The sequence below is a fragment of the Kocuria sp. p3-SID1428 genome (assembly GCF_025149945.1).
Taxonomy (GTDB): domain Bacteria; phylum Actinomycetota; class Actinomycetes; order Actinomycetales; family Micrococcaceae; genus Kocuria.
This window is the reverse complement of the sequence record NZ_JALXVH010000056.1, coordinates 1-15940: the sequence shown is the minus strand read 5'-3', so window position 1 is coordinate 15940 and position 15940 is coordinate 1. Positions and strand designations below refer to the sequence as shown.

At 69.0% G+C, this 15940-nt stretch carries 16 protein-coding genes and 1 riboswitch; of the genes, 13 read left to right on the top strand and 3 right to left on the bottom strand.

The annotated features are described in order from the left end of the window. Window positions 1–291 precede the first annotated feature (291 nt). The 3 genes from M3E84_RS10750 to M3E84_RS10740 all read right to left on the bottom strand — a co-directional run bounded on the left by M3E84_RS10750 (window position 292) and on the right by M3E84_RS10740 (window position 3337). On the bottom strand, window positions 292–1962 hold the full coding sequence (locus M3E84_RS10750) for an SLC13 family permease (RefSeq protein WP_259896158.1): 1671 nt from the start codon (window positions 1960–1962) through the stop codon (window positions 292–294). A gap of 83 nt (window positions 1963–2045) precedes the next feature. After that, window positions 2046–2471 (bottom strand): DinB family protein, encoded by a 426-nt coding sequence (locus tag M3E84_RS10745; RefSeq protein ID WP_259896157.1) that lies wholly within the window; start codon window positions 2469–2471, stop codon window positions 2046–2048. A gap of 188 nt (window positions 2472–2659) precedes the next feature. Next, window positions 2660–3337: a M23 family metallopeptidase gene (locus tag M3E84_RS10740; protein WP_259896156.1), complete on the bottom strand. Its 678-nt coding sequence runs from the start codon at window positions 3335–3337 to the stop codon at window positions 2660–2662. Between the two features lie 453 nt (window positions 3338–3790). Here M3E84_RS10740 and rpsB point away from each other — a divergent pair, with 453 nt between their 5' ends. The 13 genes from rpsB (at window position 3791) to M3E84_RS10675 (ending at window position 15911) form a co-directional block, all read left to right on the top strand. Next, window positions 3791–4684, top strand: a complete 894-nt coding sequence (rpsB, locus tag M3E84_RS10735; protein WP_259896155.1) for a 30S ribosomal protein S2 — start codon at window positions 3791–3793, stop codon at window positions 4682–4684. 175 nt (window positions 4685–4859) lie between these two features. Continuing rightward, on the top strand, window positions 4860–5696 hold the full coding sequence (gene tsf / locus M3E84_RS10730; protein WP_259896154.1) for a translation elongation factor Ts: 837 nt from the start codon (window positions 4860–4862) through the stop codon (window positions 5694–5696). A 201-nt stretch (window positions 5697–5897) separates the two neighbouring features. Then, complete coding sequence (gene pyrH, locus M3E84_RS10725; RefSeq protein WP_259896153.1) at window positions 5898–6692, top strand: UMP kinase; 795 nt, start codon at window positions 5898–5900, stop codon at window positions 6690–6692. Window positions 6693–6814: 122 nt separating this feature from the next. Continuing rightward, window positions 6815–7372 (top strand): ribosome recycling factor, encoded by a 558-nt coding sequence (frr, locus tag M3E84_RS10720; RefSeq protein ID WP_259896152.1) that lies wholly within the window; start codon window positions 6815–6817, stop codon window positions 7370–7372. Beyond that, the gene (locus tag M3E84_RS10715; RefSeq protein WP_259896151.1) at window positions 7372–8247 is read left to right on the top strand and encodes a phosphatidate cytidylyltransferase; all 876 of its coding nucleotides are present in this window, start codon (window positions 7372–7374) and stop codon (window positions 8245–8247) included. The genes frr and M3E84_RS10715 overlap by 1 nt, the downstream gene beginning before the upstream one ends. A 6-nt stretch (window positions 8248–8253) precedes the next feature. Beyond that, entirely contained in the window at window positions 8254–8886 is a 633-nt protein-coding gene (locus tag M3E84_RS10710) for a DivIVA domain-containing protein (RefSeq protein ID WP_259896150.1), read from the top strand. Between the two features lie 197 nt (window positions 8887–9083). After that, window positions 9084–9413 carry a DUF485 domain-containing protein gene (locus M3E84_RS10705; RefSeq protein WP_396415614.1) on the top strand — a complete coding sequence of 110 codons (330 nt, stop codon included), beginning with the start codon at window positions 9084–9086 and terminating at the stop codon, window positions 9411–9413. Between the two features lie 67 nt (window positions 9414–9480). Continuing rightward, on the top strand, window positions 9481–11037 hold the full coding sequence (locus M3E84_RS10700) for a cation acetate symporter (RefSeq protein WP_396415613.1): 1557 nt from the start codon (window positions 9481–9483) through the stop codon (window positions 11035–11037). Window positions 11038–11234: 197 nt separating this feature from the next. Then, entirely contained in the window at window positions 11235–11585 is a 351-nt protein-coding gene (locus M3E84_RS10695) for a GlsB/YeaQ/YmgE family stress response membrane protein (protein ID WP_311200469.1), read from the top strand. 141 nt (window positions 11586–11726) lie between these two features. After that, window positions 11727–13001 carry a 1-deoxy-D-xylulose-5-phosphate reductoisomerase gene (gene dxr / locus M3E84_RS10690; protein ID WP_259896147.1) on the top strand — a complete coding sequence of 425 codons (1275 nt, stop codon included), beginning with the start codon at window positions 11727–11729 and terminating at the stop codon, window positions 12999–13001. 49 nt (window positions 13002–13050) lie between these two features. Further along, window positions 13051–13163: riboswitch (SAM riboswitch) on the top strand. 98 nt (window positions 13164–13261) lie between these two features. Continuing rightward, window positions 13262–14137: a MetQ/NlpA family ABC transporter substrate-binding protein gene (locus tag M3E84_RS10685; protein ID WP_259896146.1), complete on the top strand. Its 876-nt coding sequence runs from the start codon at window positions 13262–13264 to the stop codon at window positions 14135–14137. Window positions 14138–14172: 35 nt separating this feature from the next. Next, window positions 14173–15255, top strand: a complete 1083-nt coding sequence (locus M3E84_RS10680; RefSeq protein ID WP_259896159.1) for a methionine ABC transporter ATP-binding protein — start codon at window positions 14173–14175, stop codon at window positions 15253–15255. Beyond that, complete coding sequence (locus tag M3E84_RS10675) at window positions 15252–15911, top strand: methionine ABC transporter permease (RefSeq protein WP_259896145.1); 660 nt, start codon at window positions 15252–15254, stop codon at window positions 15909–15911. Before M3E84_RS10680 ends, M3E84_RS10675 begins: the two co-directional genes overlap by 4 nt. Window positions 15912–15940: the final 29 nt, after the last annotated feature.

Below are 15940 nucleotides of genomic sequence, written 5' to 3'. Positions count from 1 at the left end.
CTGTGTATGGCTCAGGCATGTCCAGGACTCTCTTGGCCGTGATCGCCCGTCCCCGACGGCGACCTGCGCGCGATGCCGTCGCCCTGCGGGTTGGTGGCAGCTCTGCACCTGATCAGTGCTGATGGGGTGCGCATCTGTCACCCATCGGAACCGCGCAGGTTCAGCGGCCTGCGGCGGTCTCCCGGTGCAGGACTTGCCCGCCCCGCGCGCGACGGGGCCCGCTCGCCGATGGAGCGGCAGGACGGGCCCCGTTGCCGGCTGCGCCTTGCGCGGATCAGCCGATGTCCCTGATCAGCTGCCGCCGAGCAGGCTGATGCCCAGAGCGGCCGGCATGATCGTGAGCACGGCGATCAGCACGAGTGCCAGAGCCACGATGTTCAGCACGAAGCCCACCCGCACCATCTCGGTGATCGTCACCTTGCCCGTGCCGAAGAGCACGGCGTTGGGCGGTGTGCCGACCGGCAGCATGAACGCGCAGTTGGCCGCCATGGCGGCGGGCACCATGAGGGCGAACGGGTGGAGGCTCATGGCCGCGGCGAAGGCGGCCATGACGGGCAGGATCATGGTGGCGGTCGCGGTGTTCGAGGTGATCTCGGTCAGGAAGAGCACCAGTGCCGTGGCGATGATGATCACCAGGATCACGTTCATGCCCTCAAGCCCGAGCAGCAGCCCGCCGATCCACTCGGAGAGCCCGGTGTCCACGAAGCCTGCGGCGATGGCCAGGCCGCCGCCGAACAGGAGCAGGATGCCCCACGGGATCTTCGTGGAGTCGCTCCACTCCAGCAGGCGCGTGCTCTGCTCGGTCCTGGCCGGGATGGCGAACAGCGCCATGGTGGCGCTCACGGCGATGATGCCGTCCGAGATGCCGGGCAGGAGATCGCTCCACAGGAAGCTGCGGGTGATCCACATGAACGCGGTGCACAGGAACACGATGCCGACAGCGATCTCCTGGCGGGACATCGCACCCAGGCCGCGCTTCTGCTCGCGGATGACCCCGGCGCCGCCGGGCAGCTCCTTGAAGGTGATCTTGAAGGAGACGCGGGTCATGTAGAGCCAGGCCAGTGCCAGCAGCACGACGACGACGGGCACGCCGATGACCATCCACTGCGCGAAGCCGATGGTCTCGCCCGCCAGGTCTGCGGAGGTGGCCGCGAGGATCGCCAGCGGCGGCGTTCCGATCAGCGTGCCGAGGCCTCCGATGGTGCCGGCATAGGCGACGCCGAAGAGGATGGCCTTCTCGAAGTGGTGCAGATCCCGCTGGTGCTCCGGGCCGCGAAGGGACTGTGCGGCCTGATGGACCACGGCCAGGCCCACCGGGATCATCATCATGGTGGCCGCGGTGTTGGAGACCCACATGGACAGGAAGGCCGTGGCCACCATGAAGCCCAGGATGATGCGCATGGGGCTGACGCCGATCGCGCTGACGATGTTCAGCGCGATGCGCTGATGCAGGTTCCACTTCTCGAGCGCGATCGCCAGGGTGAAGCCGCCGAGGAAGAGGAAGATCGTGTCATTGCCGTAGGCCGAGACCACGTCCGAGCCCTCCATGGCGCCGGTCAGCGGCAGCAGCACGATGGGCAGCAGGGAGGTGGCAGGGATCGGGATGGCCTCGGTGATCCACCAGGTGGCGACCCACAGTGTGGTGGCCAGGACCGAGCGGCCCTCGGGGGACAGGTCCGGCGGAGCCACGATGAACTGGAAGATGATGAACAGCAGCGGTCCGAGGATCAGTCCCACCAGCTTCCCCGGCGGGTAGCTGCGGGCGCGGTCCGGATCGTTGTCCGGTTCGCCGCCGGGGGCGGTGGAGGAGGTGTTCTCCGCTTGGCCGGCGCTTGAGGCGGTGCTGGTGGAGGCACTGTCGGACGGGGCCGCGGAGTCTCGGCGCAGGACCTTGAGGCTCAGGATGTCCTTGGTCTGCTGGTGCGAGGACCATAGGCCGCTCCAGGCGGCTGCTGGGGTCAATGAAGTCACGGGATTACCTTCCGGACGTGATGGCAGACGGGTGGTGGTGGGCCCCGAGCCTATCCGAGGGTGTGACGCCCGCCTCATTCAGCAGCGTCCGCGAGATCGTTGAGCTCGAGAGAGTCCTTCCCATCCAGGGTCTCGCGCAGGAGGTCGGCGTGGCCGGCATGGCGCGCGTTCTCCGTGCGCAGGTGCGCCAGGCACCAGCGGACCTCCCAAGCGCGCACCTCCTCCGGGACCCACGGCGAATCCGGCACCGGCACGGGGGCGCTGAGGTCCACGAGCCCGCGCACGGTGCTCTCGGTGCAGGAGACGGCTCGGTCGAAGTCCTCGAGCAGCTCGGCCAGCGGCCTGCGATCCGAGACGAGCTCGTCCAGCGACGGGTTGCGCTCGAACCCGTGGGGCGGCTGCGGATTCTGCTTCTCCGGCTGGGCTGCGGCCGTGCAGGTGCTCCAGTGGACGGCGACCGAAGCGGTGTGCAGCGCCAGTCCGCTGAGGTTCAGCGACAAGGCCAAGGTCTCCTCCCATCGGATCGTGGGTGCATAGGCGGCCGCGTGCGGCGGTCGGGAAACGATCTGCAGTCTTCTCAGCGCCTCCGGCATCACAAGGCCGCGAGCAGCTCCGCCGGGCGGCAGGTGGCAAGGGCCCGCGGGTGCTGCGAGAACAGCAGCTCGGAGCACGTCGCGATGCCGAGGCCCTACGGCAGCGGCAGCAGGACCGATGGACGCTGGGCGCCCACGAACGGCAGGGGGTGCACGTAGTCGTCGTGCATGCGCACGCCCCAGTGCACGCAGGCTCGCACGGTGGTGAGGCAGTGATTGCGCCCGGAGAGCACGCCGATGACCTGGCCCTTGCGCACACGATCGCCCTTCTTCAGATCAGACTCGACCGGCTCGAAGCTCGAGCGCAGCCCATCGCCGTGATCGATGGTGAGGGTCGCCCGGTCCACGACGACGCCCACATGGCTCACGCGGCCGTCCGCAGGGGCCAGGATCTCGCCGGTGAGCCCGACGGTCAGATCCGCGCCTCGATGCCCCGCCAGCCAGCGCTCGGACGGCGGATCGAAGTCGCGGACCACGGTGGGGTCGATGGTCACCGGCCACTGCCAGGTGCCGTGCACGGAGGCCAGCAGCTGCTGATCGGAGGCATCGAGGACCCCAGGGGTCAGCGGCAGCGCGGTGGAGATGGCCGCACCGGGGGCGGGCGTCCCGGAGGCAGCCTGCGCCGTCGGTGCAGTCGCCGAAGCGGACAGCGTCCAGCTCAGCAGGACGGCGATCGCGGCCAGCAGGGCGTGGTGGGATCGTCGGGCTTCAGCGGAGTGCGACGATCGATCGGTACGGGTGGGGTCGGTTCCGGAGGAGGTGAGTGCGTTCATGTCGGAAGGATGGCGCGCGCTGCGGCGGCGCAGCCCGGGCCGTGGACGGGGCCGAGCCTGGCGTCCCGCTCCGGTTCGGGATGCCAGGCTGTGGAGCCGCCGCTCACGGCCCGTGTTGACGCGGCTCATGTAGTACTCTTATGCCCGCAGTGTCACCAGCTGTGCCGTCCGCATGCCTGCTTCAGGCTCCGGCGGCGGCGCGCAGGGCACTGACTTCGCGCGCATCGTCGTCGGGATCCGGAAGCTCCGTCTTCCGCAGACCCGACTCGCTCGCCACGGTCCTCGATCTCCCGATCGCAGGCGGCGGGCGGAGGGCACGCCCCGGACTCCGGGGACGCTCCACGCGGTGCGCCAGGGACGATCCGCCGACCTGGCGGACACGTCGACCAACCGCAGACCGCGCTCCGCATGCCCGGACCAGGGGTGCGCGAGCGCAGATAGAAGGAGCACGACATGTCTGTCGTCACCATGCGCCAGCTGCTCGACAACGGCGTCCATTTCGGCCACCAGACCCGTCGCTGGAACCCGAAGATGAAGCGCTTCATCCTCACCGAGCGCAACGGCATCTACATCATCGACCTCCAGGGCTCGCTGGCCTACATCGACCGCGCGTTCGAGGCCGTCAAGACCACGGTCGCCCACGGCGGCACCATCCTGTTCGTCGGCACCAAGAAGCAGGCGCAGGAGACCATCGCCGAGCAGGCCACCCGCGTGAACATGCCCTACGTGAACCACCGCTGGCTCGGCGGCATGCTCACCAACTTCGCCACGGTCTCCAAGCGGATCGAGCGCATGAAGGAGCTCGAGCAGATCGACTTCGACGACGTCGCCGGCTCGCAGTACACCAAGAAGGAGCTCCTGCTCATGAGCCGCGAGGCCGAGAAGCTGGAGCGCACGCTGGGCGGCATCCGCAACCTGTCCAAGACCCCCTCCATGGTCTGGGTCGTGGACACCAAGAAGGAGCACCTCGCCATCGACGAGGCGCAGAAGCTCGGCATCCCGGTCGTCGCCATCCTGGACACCAACTGCGATCCGGATGAGGTCACGTTCCCGATCCCGGGCAACGACGACGCCATCCGCTCCGTGAACCTCCTGACCCGCGTCGTCGCCGACGCCGTGGCCGAGGGCCTGCTGGCCCGCGGCGGCGCCAAGGGCGGCTCCGAGGCTCCGGAGGAGCCCATGGCCGAGTGGGAGCGCGAGCTGCTCGAGCAGCACAACGCCGCTGCTGCCGCCGAGAAGTCCTCGGAGTCGGCCGCCGAGTCGGCCAAGGTCGCCGCCGCCGGCGAGCAGGCCGAGGCTCCGGCCACTGAGACCCCGGCCGCCGAGGCCGAGTCCACCGAGAGCTGATCGGCTTCCCCTCCCGGCGACGCTCGCGTCCGGCCGGGCGGGGCCCTTCGGGAGGGCCTGCGCCCACCCGCTGTTCACCTGACATTCGCTCCGCTCCCGCATCATCGGCAGCGGAGCACGCCCGGCAGAGACCGCCGACGGTCCGCACCGGGCGACGATCGATCAAGGAGCTCACATGGCGAACTACACCGCCAAGGACATCAAAGAACTGCGCGAGCGCACCGGCGCCGGCATGCTGGACGTCAAGAAGGCCCTCGACGAGGCTGACGGCGATCAGCAGAAGGCCCTCGAGATCATCCGCGTGAAGGGCCTCAAGGGCGTTTCCAAGCGCGAGGGCCGCGCGACCGCCGAGGGCATCGTCGTCGGCCGCGTCGAGGGCCAGAAGGGCTACCTCGTCGAGGTCAACTCGGAGACCGACTTCGTGGCCAAGGCCGAGCCGTTCGTGGCCTTCGGCGAGAAGGTCATGGATGCCGCCGTCGCCACCGACGCCGAGGATCTGGACACGCTGCTGGCAGCCGAGGTCGACGGCCAGAAGGTCTCCGACCTGGTGACCGAGACCGGTGCGCTGCTCGGCGAGAAGGTCGTCGTGCGCCGCATCGCCCGCGTCGAGGCCCCGCTGGTGGAGCTGTACCTGCACCGCACCTCCAAGGACCTCCCGGCTCAGGTCGGCGTGCTGCTGGCCGTCGACGGCCAGGGCGCTGAGGCAGAGGCCGCCGCCCACGACGTCGCCGTGCACATCGCCGCGCTCTCCCCGAACTTCCTCACCCGCGAGGACGTCCCGGCCGAGACCGTCGACAACGAGCGCCGCGTGGCGGAGGAGACCGCCAAGGCCGAGGGCAAGCCGGAGCAGATCCTCCCCAAGATCGTCGAGGGCCGCCTCAACGGCTTCTACAAGGAGAACGTCCTGCTGGACCAGGACTTCGCCAAGGATGCCAAGCAGTCCGTCGGCGCCGTGCTGAACTCCGCCGGGGTCACCCCCAAGGCGTTCGCCCGCTTCCGCGTCGGCGCCTGATCCCAGGCGCCCCAGCGCATACAGCGCATCAGCGCCCCCGTTCCGAGCCCCTCACCGGGCCGGGCGGGGGCGCTCGTGCATCTGCCCTCCGCGTCGGTGCCGGCCGCTATGCTGGTCCGTGCCCAGCGGCCGCGATCCGGCTGCGGGACCCGCGGCCCGGCCCATCGCCGCGGCGCACGTCCGCTACTGCCAGGAGGCACCATGCCCACCACCACCCCCTCGGAGATCCGCGACGGAGCGCTGCGCGCAGGGCGAGAGACCGACCGCTCGGCCACGAACCCGGGGGAGCGCGGGCATCGTCGCCGTATCCTGCTCAAGCTCTCCGGGGAGGTCTTCGGCGGCGGCCGCGTGGGTGTGGACACCGCGGTGGTGCGCAACATCGCCGAGCAGATCGCTGCCACCGTCGGCCAGGTCGAGACCTCGATCGTTGTGGGCGGAGGCAACTTCTTCCGCGGCGCGGAGCTCTCCCAGGCGGGCATGGACCGCTCCCGCGCCGACTACATGGGCATGCTCGGCACCGTGATGAACTGCCTGGCGCTGCAGGACTTCCTGGAGCAGTGCGGCGTGGACACCCGAGTGCAGTCGGCCATCTCCATGGAGCAGGTCGCCGAGGCCTACATCCCGCGGCGAGCCATCCGGCACATGGAGAAGGACCGCGTGGTGATCTTCGGGGCCGGAGCCGGCCTGCCCTACTTCTCCACGGACACCGTGGCCGCCCAGCGCGCTCTGGAGATCGAGGCCGACGAGGTCCTGATGGGCAAGAACGGGGTGGACGGCGTCTACACCGCCGACCCCAACGTGGACCCCACGGCTCAGCGCCTGGAGGCGCTGACCTACGACGAGGCCATCACTCGCAACATCCGCGTGATGGATCAGACCGCGTTCTCGCTGTGCCGCGACAACAACGTGTCCATGCGCGTGTTCGGCATGCAGGGAGAGGGCAGCGTCACCCGCGCCATCCTGGGCGAGGACATGGGCACGCTCATCACCGTCTGAGCCGCCGTCCCGCGGCGCGGCCACTCGCCTCGCTAGACTGGCCCCGAATGCCCGCAGCCGCGCTGCCCATCTGATCGGTGCGGACCACGCGCCGATTCCGCAGACCACGCAAGGAGCCCGAAGTGATCGACGAGATCCACAACGAAGCCAAGACCGGCATGGACAAGGCCGTCGCGCATGCCGCCGACGAGTTCGCCGCCATCCGCACCGGGCGGGCGAACCCCTCCCTCTTCTCGAGCCTGACGGTCGAGTATTACGGCGCCCCCACGCCGCTGAACCAGTTGGCCTCCTTCCAGAACCCCGAGGCCCGCACTCTGCTCATCACGCCCTACGACCGCTCCGCCCTGGGCGAGATCGAGAAGGCGCTGCGCAACTCGGACGTCGGAGCGAACCCTGCCAACGACGGCAACGTGATCCGCGTGGTCATGCCGGAGCTGACGGAGGAGCGCCGCCGCGACTACGTCAAGATCGTGCACACCAAGGCGGAGGACGGCCGCATCTCGGTGCGCAGCATCCGACGCACGGCCAAGGAGGCCATCGAGAAGCTCGTCAAGGACGGCGAGATCGGCGAGGACGAGGGCAAGCGCGCCGAGAAGGAGCTCGATGCCCTGACCAAGAAGGCCACGGAGCAGATCGACACCGCGGCCAAGAACAAGGAAGCAGAGCTGCTGAAGGTCTGATGCCCACCGTCGTCGAGGAGCCGTCACCGGCCCCCGCCCAGAAGACCTCCCGCGCAGGCCGTGATCTGCCTGCTGCGATCGGGGTGGGCGCGGGGCTGATCATCGTGCTCCTCGTCGGGCTGTTCCTCGCACCGCCCGTGGTCGCCGCGCTGGCTGCGGCGGCTGCGGGCGTCGGCGTGTGGGAGGTCTGCGGCTCCCTGGCCCGCGGCGGCATCAAGGTGCCTCGTGCCCCGGCTGCCGCGGGTGCCGCCGTGTTGCCGCTGGCCGCCTTCATGGGCGGATCCGAGGCGCTGATCATCGCCCTGATCCTGGTGTGCACCGTCGTGATCCTCTGCCGAGTCTTCGGGCGCCGCGAGGGGATGGTGCTGTCCGTGATGTCGTCGCTGTTCGCGGTGACCTGGGCCGGTCTGCTGATCTCTCTGGCGGTGCTGCTGTTCCAGACTCCGGAGGGCCCGTCCAAGGTCCTGCTCGTGATCCTCATGGCTGTCGGCAACGACACCTTCGGCTACATCGCCGGTGTGCTGTGGGGCAAGCACCCCATGGCGCCGCGGATCAGCCCCAAGAAGACCTGGGAGGGCTTCGCCGGGTCCATGCTCGGCTCGCTCGTGCTGGGCACGGCGCTGGGCGCCCTCATGCTCCAGACTCCCTGGTGGCACAGCACCGTCCTGGCCTTCTTCCTGGTGATCGTCTCCGCGCTCGGCGATTTCTCGGAGTCCATGGTCAAGCGCGAGCTCGGCGTGAAGGACATGGGCGACCTCCTCCCTGGCCACGGCGGGGTCATGGACCGCATCGACTCGATCCTCTTCGCGATCCCGGTGGGCTATGTGGTCTTCGAACTGCTCAGCGGGATCAGCCGCCTCGGCCAGGGGGCCTGAGTCGTCATGAGCACTGCCTCCCAGGAGCCCAGCCCCGAAGGACCCCGGCGCGACCCCGCGCCGCAGGAGGGTCAGAGCCTGGTGCTGGGGCGGGTCGCCTCACGCGCATGGGGCTACCGGGTCGAGGACGTCGAGACTCTGCTGCTTCCGCTGCTGCGTCCTGACCGGGCCGATGATCGGCACCACGACGCCGAGCTTCCCGGGCCCGAGCGGCTGCGCACCGCGACGTTCCGGCGCCAGCGCGGCGGCTACGACCCCACCGAGGTCGACGCCGCGATCGATCGGCTCGAGGACCGCGCCGCTGTGGCCCATGCCAGACGCCGCCTGGAGGAGGACGGGGTCCAGGCCTGGGATGAGCGGATGGACCGCCAGCTCGAGCAGATCTACGGGCGGCTGCGCCGTCCGAGCGGTCGGCGCTTCCGGGCCCCTTCGTCGCGCTCGACGCGCGGCTACAGCGCCGCGCAGGTCGACGCCCTGTGCGAGACCGTGCTGGAGGACATCGATCGCCAGCAGGCACCGGACGTGGCCATGATCCGTGGTGCGGTCTTCGATCCGGCCTCCGGCGAGGACGTGTACGAGGAGCACCAGGTCGATGCCTTCTTGGATGCTCTCGTCGACCTGGTGCTCATTCTGGACTGAAGCCCGCGCCCTTCCGGAGCGTGCTGTGCGGCGTCGGGCGCGACTCGCGCCACGTTGCGGGGCGAAGCAGAAACCTTGAGGGAATCTGGGTATGGTGTGCGTCACACCTGTGAGTGAGAGATCTCATGTCGACTTTTTCTGAGAGGATCCCCGTGACCGAACAGCCCCGCATCGCGGAGCCCACGGCAGAGGACTTCATGGCGGCCCAGGCATCGCCGCAGTTCCAGTCTCTGCGCAGCACGCACCGCCGCTTCGTCTTCCCCATGACCGTGTTCTTCCTCGTCTGGTTCTTCCTCTACGTCCTGCTGTCCATCTACGCGCCGTCGTTCATGGGCCGCGAGGTGCTGGGCAATGTGAACCTGGGGGTGATCCTGGGCCTTCTGCAGTTCGTGACGACCTTCGGCATCACCGCCCTGTACGTCGTCTTCGCCAACAAGAACCTCGACAACCAGGCGCAGGACATCCGCGCCGACCTCGAGGCCGGCGACTTCGCAGCCCGTGCCCGCACCGCAGGACAGGAGGCCTGAGGCCGTGAACCCCGTGATTCCCCTGGCCGAGACCTCTGCGAGCACGGTCGGCACCCCCTGGATCAACATGGCGATCTTCCTGGCCTTCGTGGCAGTCACGCTGGTCGTCGTCATCCGGGCCTCGAAGTCCACGCAGAGCGCGGCCGACTACTTCGCCGGAGGACGTTCCTTCACCGGCACCCAGAACGGCCTGGCCATCGCCGGCGACTACCTCTCCGCCGCTTCCTTCCTGGGCATCGTGGGCGCCATCGCCGTGCAGGGCTACGACGGCTTCTTGTACTCGATCGGCTTCTTCGTGGCCTGGCTGGTGGCGCTGCTGCTGATCGCCGAGCCGCTTCGCAACACCGGCAAGTTCACGATGGCCGATGTGCTCTCGTTCCGTCTGCGCCAGACCCCGGTGCGCATGGCGGCATCGATCACCACCCTGAGCGTGACGTTCTTCTACCTCCTGGCTCAGATGGCCGGCGCCGGTGCACTGGTCTCGCTGCTGCTGGGCGTGACCTCGAGCACCGGGCAGTCGGTGGTGATCCTGGCCGTGGGCGCGCTGATGATCGCCTACGTGCTGATCGGCGGCATGAAGGGCACCACCTGGGTGCAGATCATCAAGGCCTGCCTCCTGGTGGCCGGCGTGGCTGTCATGACCGTGTGGGCGCTGGCCATGTTCGGCTTCAGCTTCTCCGGGCTGCTCGGCGGCGCGGTGGATACCGCGGGTGACCACGCGATCCTGGAGCCAGGACTGCGCTACGGCCTGAACGAGATCACCAAGCTGGACTTCGTCTCGCTCGGCCTGGCTCTGGTGCTGGGTGCCGCCGGCCTGCCGCACGTGCTGATGCGCTTCTACACGGTGCCCACCGCCAAGGAGGCCCGCAAGTCAGTGGTCTGGGCCATCGTGCTGATCGGCACCTTCTACCTCTTCACGCTGGTGCTCGGCTATGCGGCTGCGGCGCTGATCGGTGCCGATCGCATCGCGGAGGCGCCGGGCGGTGTGAACTCTGCGGCTCCGCTGCTGGCCTATGAGCTCGGCGGGTCGCTGCTGCTCGGCTTCATCGCAGCCGTCGCCTTTGCCACGATTCTTGCCGTTGTGGCGGGTCTGGCCATCACCGCCTCGGCATCGTTCGCCCATGACATCTACGGCAACGTGATCAAGAAGGGCAAGGCCACCGGCAAGGAGGAGCTGCGCGTCGGCAAGATCACCGTGGTCGTGATCGGCGTCGTGGCCGTACTGGGCGGTATCGGCGCCCAGGGGCAGAACGTCGCATTCCTGGTGGCACTGGCCTTCGCCGTGGCCGCCTCCGCGAACCTGCCCACGATCCTGTTCTCCCTGTACTGGAAGCGCTTCACCACCCGCGGTGCCGTGTGGTCCATGTATGGAGGCCTGATCACCGCGATCGTGCTGATCATCTTCTCCCCGGTGATGTCCGGGGCGGAGACCTCCATGATCGCCCGGGCCGACTTCTCCTGGTTCCCGCTGAGCAACCCGGGCATCGTCTCGATCCCGGTCGGGTTCCTGCTGGCGATCGTGGGCTCGCTCACCGAGGGCCGCAAGGAGAACCGCGAGAAGCAGGCCGAGATGGAGGTGCGCTCCATGACCGGTGTGGGCGCGGAGCCGCCGGTCGAGCACTGACCGGACGCCGCAGCGCCGCCGATCGCGCATCGAGCTGATCGGCCGTGCTGGGAATGGGGCCGGGTCCGGCGCGCATCGCGTGCGGGGCCCGGCCCCTGGCATTCGGTGAGAGGGGTCGCCGAGATCACAGCCGCGACACACCATCATTCAGGATACTGATCTTTGCGTTCGACTGTATCGAGGCTACGCTCAGGCTGATGCTCAGCAGTCTGAGCACACCCCCAGCTCAAGGGCGCCGCAACGGTGCCCCGAAAGAGGAGAACACCATGATCGGTTCCATCATCGCCTGGCTGGTCCTCGGCATCATCGCCGGCGCCCTCGCCAAGCTCATCATGCCCGGCAAGCAGGGCGGCGGCATCGTCATGACCATCATCCTGGGCATCGTCGGCGCCTTCGTCGGCGGCCTGATCGCCATGGTCATCCCGGGCCTGCACTCTGCCGGCAGCACGCTGTCCATCGGCTCGATCGTGCTCGCCGTCATCGGCGCGCTCGTCGTGCTGTTCATCTACGGCGCCCTGACCAAGGGCGGCCGCGGTGTTGAGCGCTGAGCCGACGCACACCGAAGCATCGAAGCGCCCCGCCCCTCCACCACGGAGGGGACGGGGCGCTTCGCGTTTGCCGGCCTGCGACGCACGCAGACGACGAGCGCGGTTCCGCAGCGCTGCGCTCGGCTCGGCATACTTGGGGCCATGACCGAGATCTCCCGCCACCAGCGCCCTGCCCCCGACGCCCCGCTGTGGGCCCAGCCCGAGCGCCGGATCTCGATCCTCGGCTCGACCGGGTCGATCGGCACGCAGGCGCTCGACGTCGTGCGCACCGCCGCCGCATCGGCTGAGCAGTCGCCGCCCTTCCAGGTGGTGGCGCTGGCAGCCGGCTCCTCGAATCTGGAACTGCTCTCGGAGCAAGCAGTCGAGACCCGCGCCGAGACCGTGGCCACCTCGGGCGACGCACAGGACGCGGCGCTGCTCGAGCGCCTCATCGCCTCGCGCATGGAATCGCTCGAGGGTCGCTACGCCCCGCAGATCCTCTCCGGGCGTGAGGCGGCCGTTCGCGCCGCTCAAGTGCCGGAGGCCGATCTGGTCCTCAACGGCATCACCGGCTCGATCGGACTGGCGCCCACCCTTGCCGCCCTGGAGGCGGGGAAGCTGCTGGCCCTGGCCAACAAGGAGTCGCTGATCGCCGGAGGCGAGCTCGTGCGGCGGGCAGCTCAGGCCTCCCCGCACGAGGACCCCCTGATCCCGGTGGACTCCGAGCACTCAGCGCTGGCGCAGGCGCTGCGCAGCGGTGCCCCCCGTGAGGTCGACCGGCTCGTGCTCACGGCCTCAGGGGGCCCCTTCCGAGGGCGCTCGCGCGAATCCCTGCAGGACGTGCGCCCGCAGGATGCGCTGGCCCACCCCACCTGGGACATGGGGCTGATGGTCACCACGAACTCCTCGACCATGGTGAACAAGGCCCTGGAGGTCCTGGAAGCCCACCTGCTGTTCGACATCCCGCTGGAGCGCATCGACGTGGTGGTCCATCCGCAGTCGGTGGTGCATTCGATGGTGCAGTTCGTCGACGGCTCCACGATCGCCCAGGCCTCCCCTCCGGACATGCGGCTGCCGATCGCCCTGGGCCTGGGCTGGCCGCACAGGGTCCCGGGCGCTGCTTCGCCGTGCGATTGGACCCAGGCCGCCACGTGGAGCTTCGAGCCGCTGGACGAGGAGGCCTTCCCCGCGGTGCGGCTGCTCAAGGAGGCTGCGGCCTCCGGGGCTGCCGGGCCGGCCGTGTTCAATGCCGCCAACGAGCAGGCGGTCCTGGCATTCCACGCAGGGCGACTTGGCTTCCTGGAGATCGTGGAGCTGGTGGCCGAGGTGGTGGGGGAGCACGAGCCGGCCGGTGAGCTGAGCCTCGAATCGGTGCTGGCGGCCGAGGCATGGGCCCGATGCCGTGCCGATGAGCTGGTGAGGCGCCGTCGGGCCTGAGGGCGATGCTCGCTCGGCGGCGGGCACGGGTGCTAGACTCTGCGGCCAGGATGACGAGATCCGGCGCGAAGCTCTGGCTGGCCGGACGGCAACCCTCTCACCGTGGTGGGGTGCCCCAGATGACCATCCGGCTCCGGTTCCGCACCGCGGCAAGCACGGAAGGGATCCTGCGCAGCATCGAGGCGCACGCCTGACCTTCAGCGCCGCCGGTCACCCCGAACGGGATCGGACAGCTCGCTGAACGAAAGGCAATCCCTCCCATGCGCGCACACCGTCTCTCTGCCCTCGCCGTGACCACCGTCCTCGGTCTGACGCTCGCCGGCTGCGGCGGCGGCGACTCCGATGAGGCCCCGTACGACGACGGCGTCATCAAGATCGGCGTCGTCGGCACCACTCCCGTGAACGAAGCCCTCGTGGAGAAGGCCGAGGAGGAGGGCATCACCGTCGAGCTGGTCGAGCTCTCCGAGTACAGCCAGGTCAACCCGGCCACCGCCTCCGGCGATGTGGACATGAACTGGTTCCAGCACTCGGCCTACCTGGCCGACTACAACAACAACTCCGGCGATTCGATCACCCCGATCGCCTCCACCTCGATCTACCCGCTGGGCCTGTACTCCAACCAGTACGAGTCGATCGACGACATCCAGGACGGCGACGAGATCGCCATCCCCAACGACTCGATCAACCAGTCGCGCGCCCTGCTGCTGCTGCAGGCCAATGGCCTGGTGGAGTTCACCTCGGACACCACGGCCCCGACCGAGTCGGACATCGACACCGAGGCCTCGAAGGTCACCGTCACCCCGGTCTCGGCCGAGCAGACCGTGCTGTCCATGGACTCCGTGGCCGGCTCCGTCATCAACAACGACTTCCTGGCCCGCGGGGACATCGACCCGAACTCCGCGCTGGCCTCGGACGGCGCCGAGAACGAGAACGCACGTCCCTACGTCAACCTGTTCGCCACCACCGAGGCCAACAAGGACGACGAGACGCTGCACGAGGTGGCTGAGCTGTTCCACACCCCCGAGGTCCTCGAGGCCGAGGAGCAGGACACCAAGGGCACCGCCGTGACCATGGATCTCTCGCAGGAAGAGCTCGAGCAGGTCCTGGCCGACTACCAGGAGGACCTCAAGAAGTGACCCCGGCCCAGGAGTTCCACCCTGACACCGAGCCGGTGGCCGACGCCGCTGCGGGGCAGCGGCGTCGACCGGGTCCGCAGACCGAGGCGATCGTGCGCTTCGAAGGCGTCACCAAGTCCTTCACCACGGGCAAGGGCAAGCTCAAGCGCGAGGTCACCGCGGTCGATGACGTCACCCTGGAGATCCGCCGCGGCGAGATCTTCGGCGTGATCGGGTACTCGGGTGCGGGCAAGTCCACGCTCGTGCGCCTGATCAACGGCCTGGAGCCGGTGACCTCCGGCGTGGTCGAGGTCGACGGCCGCCGGGTCGACGGACGCACCGAGAACCAGCTCGCCCCGATCCGCCGCGACATCGGCATGATCTTCCAGCAGTTCAACCTGTTCACGTCGCGGTCTGTGGCCGGCAACGTCGAATACCCGCTGAAGCAGGCGGGCTGGTCGGCAGCCGATCGCAAGGCGCGGGTGAAGGAGCTGCTGGAGTTCGTCGGGCTGAGCGAGCGGGCGGGCAACTACCCGGAGCAGCTCTCGGGCGGGCAGAAGCAGCGCGTGGGCATCGCCCGGGCGCTGGCGGCCAACCCCAAGATCCTGCTGGCCGACGAGTCCACCTCCGCGCTGGATCCCGAGACCACCCAGGAGGTGCTGGCGCTGCTGCGCCGGGCCAACCGGGAGTTCGGGATCACGGTGGTGCTGATCACCCACGAGATGGATGTGGTGCGCGCGATCGCCGACCGTGTGGCGGTCATGGACAACGGGCGCGTGGTCGAGATGGGCCCCACGGCCCAGATCTTCTCGGCGGGGCAGTCGCCCACGACTCGTCGCTTCGTGTCCACCGTCGTGCACGCCGAGCCGGATGCCGAGGAGCTCGTCCACTTGCGCTCCCGCCACGACGGCCGCCTGGTGGTGCTGGAGATCCGCGAGGGCGTCGACGTGGGATCCGTGCTCAGCCGCGCCGCTGCCGAGCAGGGCGTGGGCTTCCGCATCGTGTTCGGCGGGGTCTCGGTGCTGCAGGAGCAGTCCTTCGGCTCGCTGACCGTCGAGCTGCTGGGAGATGCGCAGGCCGTGGAGGACACGATCGCCCGTCTTGGGCAGGCCACGGCTGTCAAGGAGGTCTCGGCATGACGAACTGGTCCGTTCTCGGCCCTCAGCTGCTGACGTCCATCGGCGAGACGCTCTACATGGTCGCGGTGACCATGATCATCGCGGGCTTCCTGGGCCTGGTCTTCGGTGTCGCGCTGTACGTCACCCGCCCCGGGGGCATCTATGCGAACCGCCCGCTGAACACGGCGATCAACCTGATCGTGAACTTCGTGCGGCCCATCCCGTTCATCATCCTGCTGGCGGCCCTGGGGCCGCTGACGGAGACGGTGATCGGCACCCGGCTCGGGCAGAACGCGGCGATCTTCGCCATGACGATCGCCGCCCTGTTCGCGGTCGCGCGCATCGTCGAGCAGAACCTCATGTCGGTGGATCCCGGCGTGATCGAGGCAGCCCGCTCCATGGGCGTCTCGCGCTTCCGGATCATCACCACGGTGATCCTGCCGGAGGCCCTGGGGCCGCTGGTGCTCGGCTACACGTTCCTGGTCATCGGCGTCACGGACATGTCCGCCATGGCCGGTGCGATCGGCGCCGGCGGTCTGGGCGACTTCGCGCTGCGGCTGGGCTACCAGCGCTTCAACGACGAGGTCACCTGGGCTGCGGTCGCGGTCATCATCGTCCTGGTGCAGACCGTGCAGTTCGTCGGCAACGCCATGGCGCGCAGGATCATGCGCCGCTGATCCTCCGGCCTCACCGCTGCACGGACGCG